Source organism: Alicyclobacillus sp. CIJ1, from assembly GCF_057538885.1.
Map to the genome: position 1 here is coordinate 208,708 of NZ_BAAJPH010000117.1, position 15,661 is coordinate 224,368.

Annotated in this window: 18 protein-coding genes; all 18 read right to left on the minus strand. The window is 62.2% G+C overall.

From position 1 onward, the window contains the following. Positions 1-66: 66 nt before the first annotated feature. The gene (locus tag AC27E8_RS10010; protein ID WP_487099122.1) at positions 67-744 is read right to left on the minus strand and encodes a peptidoglycan DD-metalloendopeptidase family protein; all 678 of its coding nucleotides are present in this window, start codon (positions 742-744) and stop codon (positions 67-69) included. A gap of 76 nt (positions 745-820) precedes the next feature. Next, positions 821-1,837 (minus strand): SpoIID/LytB domain-containing protein, encoded by a 1,017-nt coding sequence (locus AC27E8_RS10015; RefSeq protein ID WP_487099121.1) that lies wholly within the window; start codon positions 1,835-1,837, stop codon positions 821-823. A gap of 233 nt (positions 1,838-2,070) precedes the next feature. Further along, positions 2,071-3,372, minus strand: a complete 1,302-nt coding sequence (gene murA, locus AC27E8_RS10020; RefSeq protein ID WP_487099120.1) for a UDP-N-acetylglucosamine 1-carboxyvinyltransferase — start codon at positions 3,370-3,372, stop codon at positions 2,071-2,073. A 57-nt stretch (positions 3,373-3,429) separates the two neighbouring features. Beyond that, positions 3,430-4,284 (minus strand): YwmB family TATA-box binding protein, encoded by an 855-nt coding sequence (locus AC27E8_RS10025; RefSeq protein ID WP_487099119.1) that lies wholly within the window; start codon positions 4,282-4,284, stop codon positions 3,430-3,432. A gap of 139 nt (positions 4,285-4,423) precedes the next feature. Beyond that, positions 4,424-4,675, minus strand: a complete 252-nt coding sequence (locus AC27E8_RS10030; protein WP_487099118.1) for a DUF1146 domain-containing protein — start codon at positions 4,673-4,675, stop codon at positions 4,424-4,426. A 109-nt stretch (positions 4,676-4,784) separates the two neighbouring features. Then, positions 4,785-5,231 (minus strand): ATP synthase F1 subunit epsilon, encoded by a 447-nt coding sequence (gene atpC / locus AC27E8_RS10035; protein ID WP_487099117.1) that lies wholly within the window; start codon positions 5,229-5,231, stop codon positions 4,785-4,787. 27 nt (positions 5,232-5,258) lie between these two features. Further along, positions 5,259-6,662, minus strand: coding sequence for a F0F1 ATP synthase subunit beta (gene atpD, locus AC27E8_RS10040; protein ID WP_014465780.1), 1,404 nt, complete (start codon positions 6,660-6,662; stop codon positions 5,259-5,261). A 30-nt stretch (positions 6,663-6,692) separates the two neighbouring features. Next, complete coding sequence (atpG, locus tag AC27E8_RS10045) at positions 6,693-7,556, minus strand: ATP synthase F1 subunit gamma (protein ID WP_014465781.1); 864 nt, start codon at positions 7,554-7,556, stop codon at positions 6,693-6,695. Between the two features lie 80 nt (positions 7,557-7,636). Further along, positions 7,637-9,145, minus strand: coding sequence for a F0F1 ATP synthase subunit alpha (gene atpA, locus AC27E8_RS10050; protein WP_008339891.1), 1,509 nt, complete (start codon positions 9,143-9,145; stop codon positions 7,637-7,639). Further along, complete coding sequence (gene atpH / locus AC27E8_RS10055; RefSeq protein ID WP_487099116.1) at positions 9,142-9,705, minus strand: ATP synthase F1 subunit delta; 564 nt, start codon at positions 9,703-9,705, stop codon at positions 9,142-9,144. The genes atpA and atpH overlap by 4 nt, the downstream gene beginning before the upstream one ends. Further along, positions 9,699-10,202, minus strand: a complete 504-nt coding sequence (gene atpF / locus AC27E8_RS10060) for a F0F1 ATP synthase subunit B (protein WP_487099115.1) — start codon at positions 10,200-10,202, stop codon at positions 9,699-9,701. The genes atpH and atpF overlap by 7 nt, the downstream gene beginning before the upstream one ends. Before the next feature lie 67 nt (positions 10,203-10,269). Beyond that, positions 10,270-10,518: an ATP synthase F0 subunit C gene (gene atpE, locus AC27E8_RS10065; protein ID WP_008339894.1), complete on the minus strand. Its 249-nt coding sequence runs from the start codon at positions 10,516-10,518 to the stop codon at positions 10,270-10,272. Between the two features lie 67 nt (positions 10,519-10,585). Then, positions 10,586-11,350 (minus strand): F0F1 ATP synthase subunit A, encoded by a 765-nt coding sequence (gene atpB / locus AC27E8_RS10070; RefSeq protein ID WP_487099114.1) that lies wholly within the window; start codon positions 11,348-11,350, stop codon positions 10,586-10,588. Between the two features lie 18 nt (positions 11,351-11,368). Further along, positions 11,369-11,764 carry a hypothetical protein gene (locus AC27E8_RS10075; protein ID WP_487099113.1) on the minus strand — a complete coding sequence of 132 codons (396 nt, stop codon included), beginning with the start codon at positions 11,762-11,764 and terminating at the stop codon, positions 11,369-11,371. Continuing rightward, a complete protein-coding gene (locus AC27E8_RS10080; protein WP_237699966.1) occupies positions 11,761-12,021 on the minus strand; it encodes a hypothetical protein in 261 nt (86 codons plus the stop codon). The genes AC27E8_RS10075 and AC27E8_RS10080 overlap by 4 nt, the downstream gene beginning before the upstream one ends. 385 nt (positions 12,022-12,406) lie before the next feature. Beyond that, positions 12,407-13,522 (minus strand): non-hydrolyzing UDP-N-acetylglucosamine 2-epimerase, encoded by a 1,116-nt coding sequence (gene wecB / locus AC27E8_RS10085; protein ID WP_487099283.1) that lies wholly within the window; start codon positions 13,520-13,522, stop codon positions 12,407-12,409. Positions 13,523-13,630: 108 nt separating this feature from the next. Then, positions 13,631-14,260, minus strand: coding sequence for a uracil phosphoribosyltransferase (gene upp / locus AC27E8_RS10090; protein ID WP_008339900.1), 630 nt, complete (start codon positions 14,258-14,260; stop codon positions 13,631-13,633). A gap of 60 nt (positions 14,261-14,320) precedes the next feature. Further along, a complete protein-coding gene (locus AC27E8_RS10095) occupies positions 14,321-15,577 on the minus strand; it encodes a serine hydroxymethyltransferase (protein ID WP_487099112.1) in 1,257 nt (418 codons plus the stop codon). Positions 15,578-15,661: the final 84 nt, after the last annotated feature.

The following is a 15,661-nucleotide window of genomic DNA, read 5'->3' on the forward strand; positions in this document are numbered from 1 at the left end:
CGCTCGATAGACAAAGGAAAAACGCCCGCGCTGTAGCGGGCGTCTGGGCTACCCTCTCGTTGCGTGTCATTGCTTGGGGAGAAGCGACTCGGGGTCGATCGGTTGACCGTTTTGGTTGACTTGGAAATACAGATGGTTGCCCTGGCTCTGCTCGAACAGGTTGGTCGATGTCGTGCCGATGGGATCTCCGGCGGAGATGGTCTGGCCCGGTTTCACGTCCACCGAACCCAGGGACTGATACGTCTCGGTGTAGCCGTCGGGCGAGCTGACGACCACTTCGTAGCCGTAGAGCGGCTGATTGGTCACACTTTCGACGGTGCCGCGCTGCGCGGCCACCACCGTGAACTGCCTGCCACCGGCGGCGCGAATATCAATGCCCTTGTGCGGATAGAATGTGTTGTCGTACTCGACCACCGCCGCGGCCTGTTGCTTCAGGGATCCATGCACCGGGAAAAATCCCATGGTGACCGTAGCGTCTGTTCCCTGCGCGTATGGCCAAACCCAAGGCTCTAGCCCATTCGACGTGGTGCCCGTCTGCGACGTTTGGTTCGTCTCTGTGGTGGTCACCGACGTGGGCGTGCTGTTCGTCTCGATACGCGCATAGATGACACCGATCACGACCGCAGCCGCTCCAAGGTACATCGCCGGGTAGACCCATCGCTTCGACAGCCACTTGCGCACAGGACTCTGATTTTGCGCTTGCGGCGTCTCAGGTTTTGGATCACGCTGTTGCTTTTCATCCATGTGGCGCTCACCTCAGTAGTGAGTCTCGCCACGCGGACGGCTGTCTATACGTGTCGCCCTCAAATTTTGGGTAGAGTTAGTTACCGAAGTTTCCCAATCCCTGGACGATGGGCTGCATGTCTTCCAATCGGGCGCCAGGATAGAAGTGCGCCAGGATGGCGGCGTAGGACATGCCGCGCGACGCGAGCGCATCCGCCTCGTGCAAACTCATGCCGAGATCGGAACCTCGACCGTAGCAGGTGAAGACAAGCCGGTCTCCCCGCGCCACCCAGGTGAAATCGTCCGAGGCTAGTCCAAGATTGGCTGCGAACGCGGGACCTCCCCACACTTCGTCTCCCGCTTTCACGGCTTGCACAAAGCCGTCGCCCGACCGCACGGCGCGAAGGACGCTGAAATCGCTCAGGTGGGCCGACAGCGCCTGGTTGAACGCGCCCAACGTATAGGTGATGGTCGACAGACGAGCCGGACTCGAGGCGTCGTCTGGACAGGGTATGCTTTTCAGGTAAGGCAGCGGATCGCCGAGCGCCGTGGCAGCGGATCGCGTCCGCCCGGTGGAGATCTGGCAAAGAAACGCGAGAATCGGCTGGCCGCCGTACGTTAATATTCTCCCGTCCGTCGCTTCAATCGCCGCCTGCGCGCGAGCGATGAACGCAAGCGCGGCCTGGGCGCCGATGGAAAGTTCCAGCTCGTGCTCGGTCTCCATGGCCAGGTCGAGCGAAGGATTGTCCGTAAGATCAGCGCGCTCGCGACGAGCTTGGAGCGAGGGATGGAGCATCGCGCGTACGGCGTAAGTGCGAACGGCGACGCTCGCGGCCTCGAGGCTGGCCATCGGGGCGCTCGGGTCGCAGTTAGCCAAAAGAACTTCCAGCACGTACGTGTTGAGGGGGATAGGCCGAGCCTCGCCTGCTTCTCCTTCGAAGACGCGGACTTGAACTCGAGCGTCGCGCCCTGCAATCCACGCGGAGACGTCGGGCATGGGCGAGCGCTGGAGCGCTTTGGCAATCCCCACGGGGAGGAGAACCATCGCGGCGAAGGCAAGCGCGAGTCGCACCGCGAACTGGAGAATGCCGCGCAGGGGGCGTGACTGGGACATGGCTTTCATCCTCTCGATCACGTTTCGAGGGCGCGCGCCGCTTCTCTGGAGCATGCGAGGACAACCCGTTCAATGCAGCGTATGCGACTCGTGAAGGGGATATGCCCGAATGGGCGGCGGATGACCCGGGCCACGGTTCACCATGCCGCATTCGACACCACAACGAAACAAACCGCAGAACCCTGTGCGAAGGGCCTGCGGTTTGTGGACCAGTGAAGTGTTGCACGCTGGTATCAGCCTACGGATTTCGCCATGGCGATCTCGGCGTCCCCTTCGATCCGCTCGAGGCGCGCGCCGAGTTGCTTGAATTTGCCGACGAGATCGTCATAACCCCTGTCGATATGATGAAGTCCGTATACTTCCGTCTGACCCTCGGCGAGGAGGCCCGCGATGACCAGCGCCGCACCTGCGCGGAGATCCGTCGCGGTGACCCGGGCCCCGGTCAGACGCGGCACGCCCTCAATGACGGCAGTGCGTCCCTCAATGTGAATATTCGCCCCCATGCGCTGCAACTCCGCGACATGCATGAATCGGTTCTCGAACACGGTTTCGGTCACGGTGCTCGTCCCTTGCGCCACCGTGAGGGCGGCGACCATCTGCGCCTGCAAATCCGTCGGGAATGATGGGTAATAGTGCGTCTTGACGTCGAGCGGCTTCATGCGACCCCCCTGACAGGGCCACACCTTGATCCCTTCGACGTGATCCTCGATGACAGCCCCGGCCTCCTCGAGCTTCGCGATGAGCGACATGAGGTGATGGGACAGTGCATTCTCCACGTAGACGCCTCGTCCGATGAGTGCGGCCGCAATCAGAAACGTGCCTGCCTCAATCCGGTCGGGGATCACGGCATGAGTCGCGCCCCGCAGCCGGTCCACGCCCTCGATGCGAATGACGTCCGTCCCCGCGCCTCGAACGCGAGCCCCCATCGCGTTCAGATAGTTGGCGAGATCCACGTTCTCCGGCTCTTTTGCGGCGTTCTCGATGATGGTCTGTCCTTTGGCCAGGACCGCCGCCATCATAATGTTCTGCGTCGCGCCCACGCTCGGCACGTCCAGGTAGATGCGAGCACCGCGCAGGCCGCCGCGAGGCGCGCGAAAATGCACGTAGCCGTTTTCCACGACGGCGGTGGCGCCGAGCGCTTCGAGCCCCTTGATGTGAAGATCCACCGGCCTTGGCCCGATATTACACCCTCCTGGCAAGGCCACCATCGCCTCGCCGAAGCGCGCCAGAAGAGGTCCCGCAACCACAAAGGAAGCGCGCATCTTGCGGACCAACTCGGCGGGCGGACACACGCTGAACAGGCGCCGCGCGTCGACGCGGATGGTGCATCCGTTCCACTCCAGCTTCGCGCCGAGCGCCGAAACCGTGTCCGCCATGACGCGCACGTCGAGGAGATGCGGGACCTCTTCGATTTGACTCACGCCCTCCTCCGCCAAGAGACTGGCTGCGAGGATAGGCAACACCGCATTTTTGGCTCCGCTGACGCGAACGGTTCCCTCCAGGGGATATCCACCCTCAATTACGATTCTTCCCATTCCGCTACCTCCGCACGGCTTTCCTGAGCCTCGCGAAGCGGCGGCGCGGATGCGTCCTCAATACGTCGCGATCACAAGAGGAGAGCCCACGTACACGTCGGTCCCTTGCCGGAACGAGTCGTCGTGCACGGCCACCTGGACGTTCACCCGCCGATGGTCGCCCGACAGCACGTACACCGGTGCGTGGGCACTGTACCCTGACAGGCTCGTCTCGAGCGGCGTGCGAATGCCTTCGACCGCCGCAGCGCCCACCGCTCTCAAGGCCGCGATCGCCATTTCGTCCGCTTCCGCCTCGCTGACTTCGCTCGGTTTGAAACCAGCTATGTATGCGCTCATCTGCGGCGTGCCGTTGACGGACGCCACCGTGCGCTCCACCTGGTCATATTGCGATGAAAATTGGCCTTCCGTCAAGTTCGAGCTGGATGCTGTCACCGTCATCACGGTCTCCGGCTGGCCGTCTCCTGCGCCGCTTGGCGCCCCGGGAAAACTCGTCAAAACCACCTCAGCCCGCGTGCCGCCGGGCCAGGCGCCGACAGCGCGCCAGTACGTCTCATTCGCGAGTTGGGCGACCTGCGTCTTGACGCTGACGAGGCCCAACTCCTGCACGACCTGGCCGCCGAGCGCTGCGAGTTGCGCCGAGTCGAGAAACGAATCGTTCAACTGCGTCCAGTCGTGGATGAGATACGCGTTCGGCGTGGCCCCTGTCGCGCGGAGGGCGCTCATGAGAAATTGGTACTGCGCGCCTCCGTCGGATGGCACAGCGCTGGCAGTGTGGGCACTGGCCGTGCCCGGAGGATGCGCGATGACCGCGCCGAGCGCAATCCAAAGCGCCATCCACATGGCGCGCTTCAGGCTTTGTTTCCCGCGGCGGCGCACGAGACGAGCCCGCCGAATGACTCTAGGGTGTGCCATGGCGGATACCTCCATCCGATCCTGGAAATCAAGGCTCTCTAGGATTTCACCTGATTCCAGTCTCGACGGATCCCGCCCGGGCTATACCCTGTGCACGGAGGTCTCATAGATTTCGTAGAGCAAGACCCTCACCGCGACCTCAAAGCGCACTATTGAGCAACTGCATCGCCCCCAGAAGAATAAGACCGACGACGACAGATAGCACGCCTCCGGCGAGTGCGAGGAAGAACCGCAAGAGCTGGGCCTGGCCCGCGAATGGGTGGTGCGTGAACTTGTCCCATTTGAGCGCGCCGAGCGCCCACCAACTCGCCACGACACCGAGGAAGAAAACCAAGAGCAGAACGATCCCGTCCGCCCCCAGGGTGGCACTGACGCGATAGACCAACGGCACCCAGTCACCTCCACTCGCCATCGCCGTCCCGGCGCTGAAACGACACTGGCCGCCTCCCAACCTGTTCGTGAAGAGACGGCCAGTTGCCCAAAACCATCATACCACGGAATTAAGCGCTCGGAACACTTGCGTGGAGAAATCCGTTTAGGCGCTTATGCTCTTCCACCGCCTGCAGCCGCAGTTCCGCGCGCATGAGCGCCTGACGCGCGCGTTCCGCTTCCTCGTCATCCACCGCCGCTTGCAGCCGCTTCTCCGCGCGGTCCTTAGCGCGAAGGGCGCGATCGACGTCGATTTCCTCAGGCAACTCCGCGGTGTCCGCCAGAATGGTGATCTTCTCCGGCAGAACCTCGACAAACCCGCCCGAGACCGGTACGACGTCCTGGCGATCGTCCGCCAGTCGAATGCGCACCAGGCACGGCTTGACCGCCGTCGCGAGCGGCATATGGCGGGGCAAGATGCCGATTTCGCCATCGCCGCCCCGCAGGATCACCATGCGCACGTCCATCGACAGCACGATCCGCTCCGGCGTGACAATTTCGAGCGGCACGGTCAACATCTGCGCTCACCTCACTTCCGGATGGGATCAGGCGTAGCCGTCCTTGCGCGCTTTCTCGATCACGTCTTCAATCGCGCCGCAATAGCGGAAGTACGTCTCCGGGATGTCGTCGTGCTTGCCCTCTAGGATCTCCTTGAACGAGCGCACGGTATCCTTCACCGGCACGTACTTGCCCGGCGTCCCGGTGAACACCTCGGCCACGAAGAACGGCTGCGACAGGAAGTTCTGGATCTTGCGCGCGCGCGACACAATGAGGCGATCCTCGTCGGTCAGCTCATCCATGCCGAGGATGGCGATGATGTCCTGCAGCTCGCGATACCGCTGCAGCACGGCCTGGACACCGCGCGCCACCTGATAATGCTCTTCGCCCACGATGTCCGGCTGGAGCGCCCGCGACGTCGAAGCGAGCGGATCCACGGCCGGATACAGGCCCATGTCGGCGATCCGGCGCTCCAACACGGTCGTCGCATCGAGGTGGGTGAACGTGTTGGCCGGCGCCGGGTCGGTGTAGTCGTCCGCCGGGACGTACACCGCCTGGATGGACGTGATGGATCCGCGCACCGTCGAGGCAATGCGCTCCTGAAGCTGGCCCATTTCCGTCGCAAGAGTGGGCTGGTAACCCACGGCTGACGGCATGCGGCCGAGAAGCGCAGAAACCTCGGAACCTGCCTGGGTGAAGCGGAAGATGTTGTCGATGAAGAACAGGACGTCGCGCTGTTCGACATCGCGGAAGTACTCGGCGAGCGTCAGGCCGGAAAGCGCCACGCGGAGGCGCGCACCGGGTGGCTCGTTCATCTGGCCGAACACCATGCACGTCTTGTCGAGGACGCCCGACTCCTTCATTTCATGGTAGAGGTCGTTACCCTCGCGCGTCCGCTCGCCGACGCCGGCAAACACCGAATAACCGCCGTGCTCCTTCGCGATGTTGTGAATGAGCTCCTGAATGAGCACCGTTTTGCCGACGCCCGCGCCGCCGAACAGACCGACCTTCCCACCCTTGACGTATGGAGCGAGCAGATCCACAACCTTGATGCCGGTTTCGAAGATCTCCGTCTTCGTCGTCAGATCCCCGAATGCGGGCGCGGGACGGTGGATGGGCCAGCGCTCCGCAGCATCGACGGGTCCCTTCTCGTCAATGGTTTCGCCGAGCACATTGAAGATGCGCCCCAAGGTGCCCGGCCCTACCGGCATCGAGATGGGCTGTCCTGTATCGACGACTTCCACGCCACGGACGAGCCCGTCGGTCGACGACATGGCGATGGTGCGAACCACATTGTCTCCGAGGTGCAGTGCCACCTCGAGCGTCAGATGCACGGGCAGATCGCCCTCGTAGTCAATTCGGAGGGCATTGTTGATTGCCGGCAGTTGTCCCTCTGGAAAGCGGACATCGACCACCGGGCCCATGACCTGCACTACATACCCTTTGTTCACGAATGTCCCTCCTTGCGGCCGTTTCCTTTGTTATTTCAACGCTTCCGCGCCACCGACAATTTCTGCAATCTGGGTCGTGATCGCCGCCTGGCGCGCTCGGTTCAACGACAAGGTCAGTTTCTCGATCAGCTCAAGCGCGTTGTCGGTCGCGTTGCCCATGGCGTTCATGCGCGCAGCATGTTCGGAAGCCTTCGCGTCCAACACCGCCTGATAGACCAGCGTCTCGGCATACCGCGGAAGGAGAGCCGCGAGCACCGACTCCTCGTCAGGCTCAAACAGATAATTGCGCCGTGGCCCCTGTGCGTTCTCTGCAAGCGAGGCCAGAGGTAGTACTTTGCGCACCACCGGGCGCTGAACCGCTGCGTTGATGAACTCGTTGTAGATGAAATACAGCTCGTCGAACTCCTCGCGCTCGTACGCCGCGACGATGTTTTCCGCCAGATGGCGCACGGAGTGATACGTGGGCGTATCCGGGAGATCGACGACCTCGGCCGCGATGGGCAGCCCACGGCGCTGGAAGAAGTTCCGCCCTCGCTTGCCGACCGTGTAAATCGCGTACGAGGCCTTGTCTCGCTTGCCGAACTCCTGCATCGCGGCGCGCACGACTTGCGCGTTGTACGGCCCGGCCAGGCCGCGATCGGCCGTGATGACGAGGTAACCGATGCGCCGCACGGGCCTCACCGCGAGCAGCGGATGCTTGACATGCCGCGCCGAGAGCGACAGGTTCGCGAGCATCTCCTGCATCTTCGAGAGGTACGGTTTTGACTGTTGCACCGCATCCTGCACGCGGCGCAACTTGGCGGCCGCGACCATCTCCATCGCCTTTGTGATCTGCGCGGTATTGCGGACGCTTTTGATGCGCCGCCGGATATCGCGCATGCTATTTTGCGCCATCGCCCGTTCTCACCACCGGTTGGGGCCAAAGCCCCGATTCATGCGGCACGGCCCACGAAGGGCCGTGCATCACCCGTCCATCAGGGCACAAACGTCGGCTTGAACTTCGCCATCGCTTCTTTCATGAGCTCGATGGTATCGTCCTCAAGCGACTTGCGCTCCTGCATCTGTTGGAACACCTGCGGATACTCGCGATCCAGGAAGGCGAGCCACTCGCGCTCGAACTTTTGCACGGCCTCCACCGGGATGTCGTCCAGATAGCCGTTCACACCCGTCCAGAGCGACGCGACCTGCCGATCGAACGTCAGCGGGTGATACTGCGGCTGCTTCAACAACTCTGTCATCCGCTCGCCGCGGCGCAAGGTGTCCTGCGTCGCCTTGTCCAGATCGCTGCCGAACTGGGTGAAGGCCTGGAGCTCGCGGTACTGGGCGAGATCCAGCTTCAGCGTGCCGGCGACCTTCTTCATGGCCTTCGTCTGCGCCGCCGATCCCACGCGGGACACCGACGATCCGACGTTAATCGCCGGCCGCACGCCCGCAAAGAACAGGTCCGACTCGAGGAAGATCTGGCCGTCCGTGATCGAGATGACGTTGGTCGGAATGTACGCAGAGATATCGCCCGCCTGGGTCTCGATGAACGGCAGGGCCGTGAGTGAGCCGCCGCCGTGCTCGTCGTTGAGCTTTGCGGCGCGCTCGAGGAGGCGCGAGTGCAGATAAAACACGTCACCCGGATACGCCTCGCGACCTGGCGGACGCCGCAGCAAGAGCGACATCTCGCGGTATGCGGCGGCCTGTTTCGACAGGTCGTCGTACACCACGAGGGCGTGCTGCCCGTTGTACAGGTAGTACTCCGCCATCGCACACCCCGCATAGGGAGCGAGGAACAAGAGCGGAGCAGGCTCCGACGCGCTCGCCACGACCACCGTGGTGTACTCCATGGCGCCGTAGCGGCGGAGCGTCTCCACAACTTGCGCCACCGTCGACTGCTTCTGCCCGATGGCGACGTAGATGCACTTCACGTCCTTGCCCTTTTGGTTGATGATGGTGTCGAGCGCAATGGCCGTTTTTCCCGTCTGGCGGTCGCCAATGATGAGCTCGCGCTGACCACGTCCGATGGGCACCATCGAATCGATGGCCTTGATACCCGTTTCGAGCGGCTCATGCACGGAGCGGCGCACGATGACGCCCGGCGCTGGCGACTCGACGGGACGATACTCCGTGGCCTCAATGGGGCCCTTGTTGTCAATGGGTTGACCCAGCGCGTTCACGACGCGCCCCAAGAGCTGCGGACCCACGGGCACCGTGACCAGGCGGCCGGTGCGGCGCACCTGTTCGCCTTCGCGGATGCCCTGCACGGAACCGAGCACCACGACGCCGACGTTGTCCTCCTCCAGGTTCAGCGCCATGCCGTACACGCCGCTTTCAAACTCGACCAGCTCGCCCGCCATGACGTTGTCTAAGCCGTAGAGGCGCGCAATCCCGTCGCCCACCGACAGCACCGTGCCCGTGTCGCGCACCTCGGCCTTGACCTCGAACTGCTCGATCTGTTGCTTGATGAGCGCGCTGATTTCATCCGGACGAATGCTCAACGTATTCCCTCCTTACGCACTGCGCGGGCTAACAGGCGATCGCGGAACTGGCGCAAGGCGTTTGCCGTCGTCGCGTCCAGCACGCGATGGCCCATGTGAATGCGGACGCCCGCGATGAGCGCCGGATTTTCAATGACCTTCGGCACTACCGTCTTGCCGCACGCCTCCGTGAGCCGGCGGACCAACTCGTCGAGATCCGCCTCCGTCAGCGGTTGCGCCGTCTCGATCTCGACGCGAACGCGGCCGTTCAAGGCGTCCGCGAGCTCCTGGTAGCGATCCGCCACGAGCGCTACGTATGACCCACGCCCTCGGTCCAGCAGGATCGCCAGAAACCGCGCGACGTCAGGGCGCAGCGGCTCCCCGAGCACGCCTTCGAGCGCCTTGATCTTAGATTCCGTGGCAACGACCGGACTCGCGAGAAATTGCGACAACTCTTTGGATGCCCCGAGGAACGCGCGGATCTTGCCGAGCTGTGCGCCGATGTCCTCCACTGCGCCATGCTCTTGTGCGTACGACACGAGCGCGCGCGCGTACCGATTCGCCACCGCGCCGGTCAGCATACGAGCTCACCCAACTTGCTCTCGGCCTCTTCCACGAGTTCCTTGTGCAACTCGGCCGTGACGTGATCGCGCAGCAACTTGGTGGTCAACTCGACAGACAACTCCGCCACGCGCTTCGTGACGGCGGCCAGGGCCTCGTCGCGCTCGCGGACAATGGCTTGGCGGCTCTCCTCGAGAATCCGAGCTGCCTCCTCTTCGGCCTTCTGCACAATCTCGCGCGCCTGCTCGTCCGCGCGGATGCGAGCTTGATCCAGCAGGTTCCGCGCTTCCTTGCGCGCCTCTTCCAACAAGCGCTGTTGTTCGGCCAACAGCCGCTCTGCTTCTTCGCGGCTCTTCTCGGCCTCGCTGATCTGGGTCTCGATATGAATTCTCCGCTGTTCCAACATTCGCGCCAGCGGCTTGAACGCAAACCGCTGAATGATGAAGAACACGATGAGGAACGAGATCACGGAGAAGATGAACGTTCCAACTTGAAAGATGCCGCCCACCTGGAACACTCCCTCCTCCTTGGATTGGCATCCGGCTTACACGAGCGCCCGGCGCGAGGAGCCGGGCGCCCAGGCATCAGAACGCGCCTTTCGTGAAGAGGATGATGATACCGAATGCCAGCGCGATGACCGGGAACGCCTCGACCAACGCGACACCAAGGAGCGCGCTGCCGAAGATGGAGCCGCGCGCTTCAGGCTGGCGAGCGACGCCTTCGACGTACTTGCTCATGACCATGCCGTCGCCGACGCCAGAGCCGACGGCCGCCAGGCCGAGCAGGAGCGCCACTGCAATGTCGTAAATCGCTTTGACCATGTCGAGTTGCATCAGTCTGTTCCTCCTTTTGTTGATGGACGTAAACTTCGTTCGCGCAAGCCCTTCCGAACGCCGAGCGTCAGTGCTGGCTGTCCGCTTCAAACGACTTCATGCCGATGTACAGGCACATCAGGATGCTGAAGACGTAGGCTTGAATCGTCGCCACAAAGCCGCTGTACAGCAGCCAGGCGATGATGAACGGAAGCTGCCAAGGGATGAAGTGGAACGCAAACGGCGCGCGCAGCAGGAGCCCTAGCAGGATCTCGCCGGCGAAAATGTTGCCGAAAAGTCGCATGCCGTGCGTCAGAGGATTTGTGATTTCCTCCAACAGTCCGAACGGGGGATGGCGGAGCAAGTGGCGAAACCACTTGACTGGATGCCGCAGTCCCCTCGCGTGGCTGATGAGCCACACCAGAATGGCGAGCCCGAGCGCCATGCTCATGTTGGACGTCGGAGAATCAAAGAGTTCCACGTCCCCCTTCGCCGACTGAAGGTCGGACGGGCTCAAGCCCCAGACGTGAGCATGCGGATCGAAGTGCACTGTGATGGTCATGATGAGCCCGAGCCAGTTGGCGACGAACAGAAAGAGCAACATGATGAACGCGAGAGGTCGCACGAACCGCCGCGATTCCTCGCTCGGCATCACATCTTTCGCCATGCTCTCGGAGAAGTCGAAGGCCCATTCCACGAGGTTCTGCAATCCGCGAGGGTGACGCATGTCCATGCGCGCCACGGCCAGACGCAGCAGAACGAAGACGATGAGCCCCGTGAGAAAGATGGTCGCAATCACGACGACGTTCGTCTGCCAGATGGTCCCCGGGAATAACGTCGGGAAGACCGGCACGTTTTCACCTTCTTTCCGTCATCCTTGTTGATCAGGCGGGTTCTTGGCATACCGATACATCCCAATAATGATGAACACAAAACTCAGGGCGTACCCGACCAAGGCTGCGTAGGGATTGAACAGCGCCCGGAACTTCAGCGCGATGACCATGATGACCACAATCAGCGCAAGCCGCGCGAACATGCCCACCATCCCAGAGGCGAAGAGTACCTGCCCTTGAACGTTGTCGTTCAGATGCCCCTGGCGGATCATGCTGAAGATCACGAACAGGCCACCCATCTCACCCAACAGCAGACCACTGAAGACGGGCCGCGCCTCCCTAAAGACAGCGACACCAAGCGCGGTCAACAACATCAGGCCGAGCCACGACCATTGAATGGCTCGCAGTCGCTTCATGAGGGAATTGGCACTCATCGTCGGTCTCCTAGAACCTGTTTGACGAGGAACGTTAGGCCCGACACGCCGGCCATCACGCCGAGCACCACGCCCGCCACCGTCGGCCAGAGCCGATGGACATGCAAACTCACGACATGCCCCACAAACCCCAGGCCAACGATGCACCCAGCGAGTTGCAGCGTGGCTCCTGAGTAGACGGCGAACAACGTCCAGTCACTCGGCTGCTTGCGCGCAGAACGCGCCTCGTTGCGGTCTTCGTCTGCGAACGCACACACCACCTAGAACAGATTGAAGAGAGGGACAAACTTGTGTGATGCAAGAGATTGAGTGGAGCTTTTGCAACATTCCACCACATACCTATAGGGTTTCCGCTTGCAAGCCAGGATAACCATAGCAAGGAAGGCGTTTCCAGAAATGGGCGCGCTAGCTCACCCTTCTCGTAGGGCGAAACGCCTGTTTGTATGGTGAAATGCCAGAACCCTCGCCTATAGTACACTAGCCCAAAATTCGATGTCAACGCAGAAACCCTGCGGAATACCAGGGATTTTGCCCGGCTGTCCCGGTTTGTTCACAAAATCCTCGACCCGGGTGCCTCGTTACCCGGATGCGCACTCTCCATCCACAAATGGAAGTGAAAGCGCAAGCACATACTGGAAATCCTCATCGATGTTGAAACGGCCCCTCGGACTCCAGATAGCGAAAAGGCTGGGGGCGCTCAGCCAGGCCAAAGTGATATAAGATAGCTTGCACGATGCGCTCCGAAGCGCGGCCGTCGCCATACGGATTCTTGCGCAACGCCATATCCCGGTATGCGGCTTCATCCGTGAGCAGGCGTTTAGCCTCGGAGAAAATGGTTTCCTCGTCCGTTCCCACGAGCTTCAGCGTCCCCGCCTCAATGCCTTCCGGCCGCTCGGTGGTATCCCGCAGGACCAGCACAGGCACACCGAGCGACGGCGCCTCCTCCTGAATGCCGCCGGAATCCGTGAGGATCAGCGTTGCGCGCGCCATGAAGTTGTGGTTGTCGATCACGCCGAGCGGATCCAGCAGATGGATCCGCGGATGGCCGCCGAGGATGGAAAACACCGTGTCGCGGACGCGCGGATTCAGGTGGACGGGGTAGACCAAATGGAGATCTTCAGCAAGATCCACCACCCTGCGAGCCGCGCGGCAGATGCTCTCGAGCTTCTCTCCCCAGTTCTCCCGGCGGTGGCTAGTCATGTAAATGAGGCGAGCGCCATTGGGCATCCCGTCCAACACGGGATGCGTGTACGCTTTGCGGACGGTTGTGCGCATGGCATCGATAGCCGTGTTCCCCGTCACAAAGATGGCCTCCTCCGGCCGACCCTCCTGCCTGAGATGCGCTGCAGCGACGTCGGTCGGGGCGAAGAAGAGATCGCAGAGCACGTCGGTCAACTGGCGATTCATCTCTTCTGGGAACGGGCTGTATTTCTGGTACGTCCGAAGCCCCGCTTCCACATGGCCAATGGCAATTTGTTGATAAAACGCGGCCAGGCTCGCGGCGAACGTCGTGGTCGTGTCGCCGTGCACCAGAACCAGGTCGGGCTTGCGCCGCTCGAGCACCCCCTCCAGTCCGGCGAGAGCCTTCACGGTGATGGTCGCCAGCGTCTGTTTCGGCTCCATGATGTCGAGATCGTCGTCCACGCGAATGGAGAAGACCTCCAACACCTGATCCAGCATCTCGCGGTGCTGCGCGGTGACGCACACGAGCGACTCAATCTGAGGATGCGCTTCGAGCGCCTTGACAAGCGGAGCCATCTTGATGGCCTCAGGCCGCGTTCCGAACACGGTGAGCACACGGACGGGCGTTAATTTCAACGATAGGACCCCCTCATTGTCTTTCGCCGGCTCGTCCGAGCGAAGCGTCTACTTCGTCCCGAAGAGGCGATCCCCCGCGTCGCCGAGGCCCGGGACGATGTAGCCGTGATCGTTCAGATGGTCATCCACAGCGGCGAGGTAGATGTCGACGTCCGGATGGTGTTCCTGAACGGCCCGGATACCTTCGGGGACGCCGACGAGGCACATGAGTTTCGGGCGCTGCGCCCCGCGCTCCTTCACCGCTCGGAGCGCTGCCACGGCGGATCCACCTGTGGCGAGCATCGGGTCGACCACGTACACGTCCCGCTCCTCCAGATGAGCCGGGAGTTTGCAGTAGTATTCGACGGGCATCAGCGTCTCGGGATCGCGATATAGCCCGATGTGACCGACCTTCGCCCCGGGGATTAAGTTCAAAATTCCTTCGACCATGCCGAGCCCCGCGCGCAGGACCGGCACGATGGCGAGCGTCTTGCCCGCGATGACCTTCGCCGAGGCGACGCCCACGGGCGTCTCCACCGTAACCTCTTGCAGAGGGAGATCGCGCGTGATCTCGTAGACCATGAGCATCGCAACTTCCTGGACGAGCGCGCGAAACTCCTTCGTCCCCGTGTTCTTGTCGCGAATGAGGGTCAACTTGTGCTGAATGAGGGGATGGTCAAGCACATGCACCTGTCCCAAGGAAAACGCTCCTTTGTCAAAATGGGGCCGCCCTCGTGGGCGGCGCTCAACCAAGGCATTTCATTCGACGTAGGACAAAGTCGGATAGAGCGGAAACCGTTCCGTCAAGCTGTCCACACGAGCGCGCGCCTCGCGCTTCACCTCGTCGTTGAAGTCGCCGAGGAGGACGAGCTTGAAGATCTCAGCAATCTCCTGCATCGCGCCCTCGTCCATGCCGCGCGACGTCGCAGCTGGCGTGCCGACGCGGATGCCGCTCGTCACCATTGGACTTTCCGGATCGAACGGGATGGCGTTCTTGTTGACGGTGATGCCGATTTCGTCCAGCCTCCGCTCGGCTTCTTTGCCGGTCAGGCCCGCGCTGCGCACGTCGATAAGCATCAGGTGGTTGTCGGTGCCGCCGGACACAAGGCGGAACCCGTACCCTTTGAGCGCTTCGGCCAGCGCCTTCGCGTTCTTCACAATCTGCTCCTGGTACGCCTTGAACTCGGGTTTCAAGGCTTCGCCGAACGCGACGGCCTTCGCCGCAATCACGTGCATGAGGGGACCGCCCTGGACGCCGGGGAAGTTCGTCTTGTCGATAAGCTTGGCGACGTCCTTCTGACAGAGGATGAACCCGCCGCGCGGACCCCGAAGCGTCTTGTGCGTCGTGGACGTCACGAAGTGCGCGTGCGGCACGGGGGACGGGTGAAGCCCCGCGGCAATGAGGCCCGCAATGTGCGCCATGTCCACCATCAGATACGCGCCGACCTCGTCCGCAATCTCCCGCATGCGTTTGAAGTCGATGACGCGCGGGTACGCGCTCGCGCCGGCGACAATCATCTTCGGCCGATGTTCCTTCGCGACCTTGAGCACCTCGTCGTAGTCGATGAGATGGGTCTCCGGGTCGACGCCGTACGAGACGAACTTGTAAAGCTGCCCAGAAAAGTTCACGGGGCTGCCATGCGTCAAGTGGCCGCCGTGCGCGAGATTCATGCCGAGCACCGTGTCGCCCGGCTTGAGGACACTGAAGTAGACCGTCATGTTCGCCTGCGAACCGCTGTGCGGCTGGACGTTCGCGTACTCGGCGCCGAACAGTTCCTTGACGCGATCGATGGCGATGCGCTCGACCACGTCGACAAACTCGCACCCGCCGTAATAGCGCCGGCCTGGGTAACCTTCGGCGTATTTGTTCGTCAAGACGGACCCGAGGGCCTCGAGCACGGCCTCGCTGACGAAGTTTTCTGAAGCGATGAGTTCGATGTTCCGCTGCTGCCGACGGAGTTCGGCCTGCATCGCAGACGCGACATCCGGATCAACCTGCTGCAGAAGGGTGGTCAAACTGCGCAACTCCTTTCATCCAGCGCCGCATGCGAGAGGACGCCGCGATTCACATTCATCTTACGGTTCGAACACGGGGCGCAC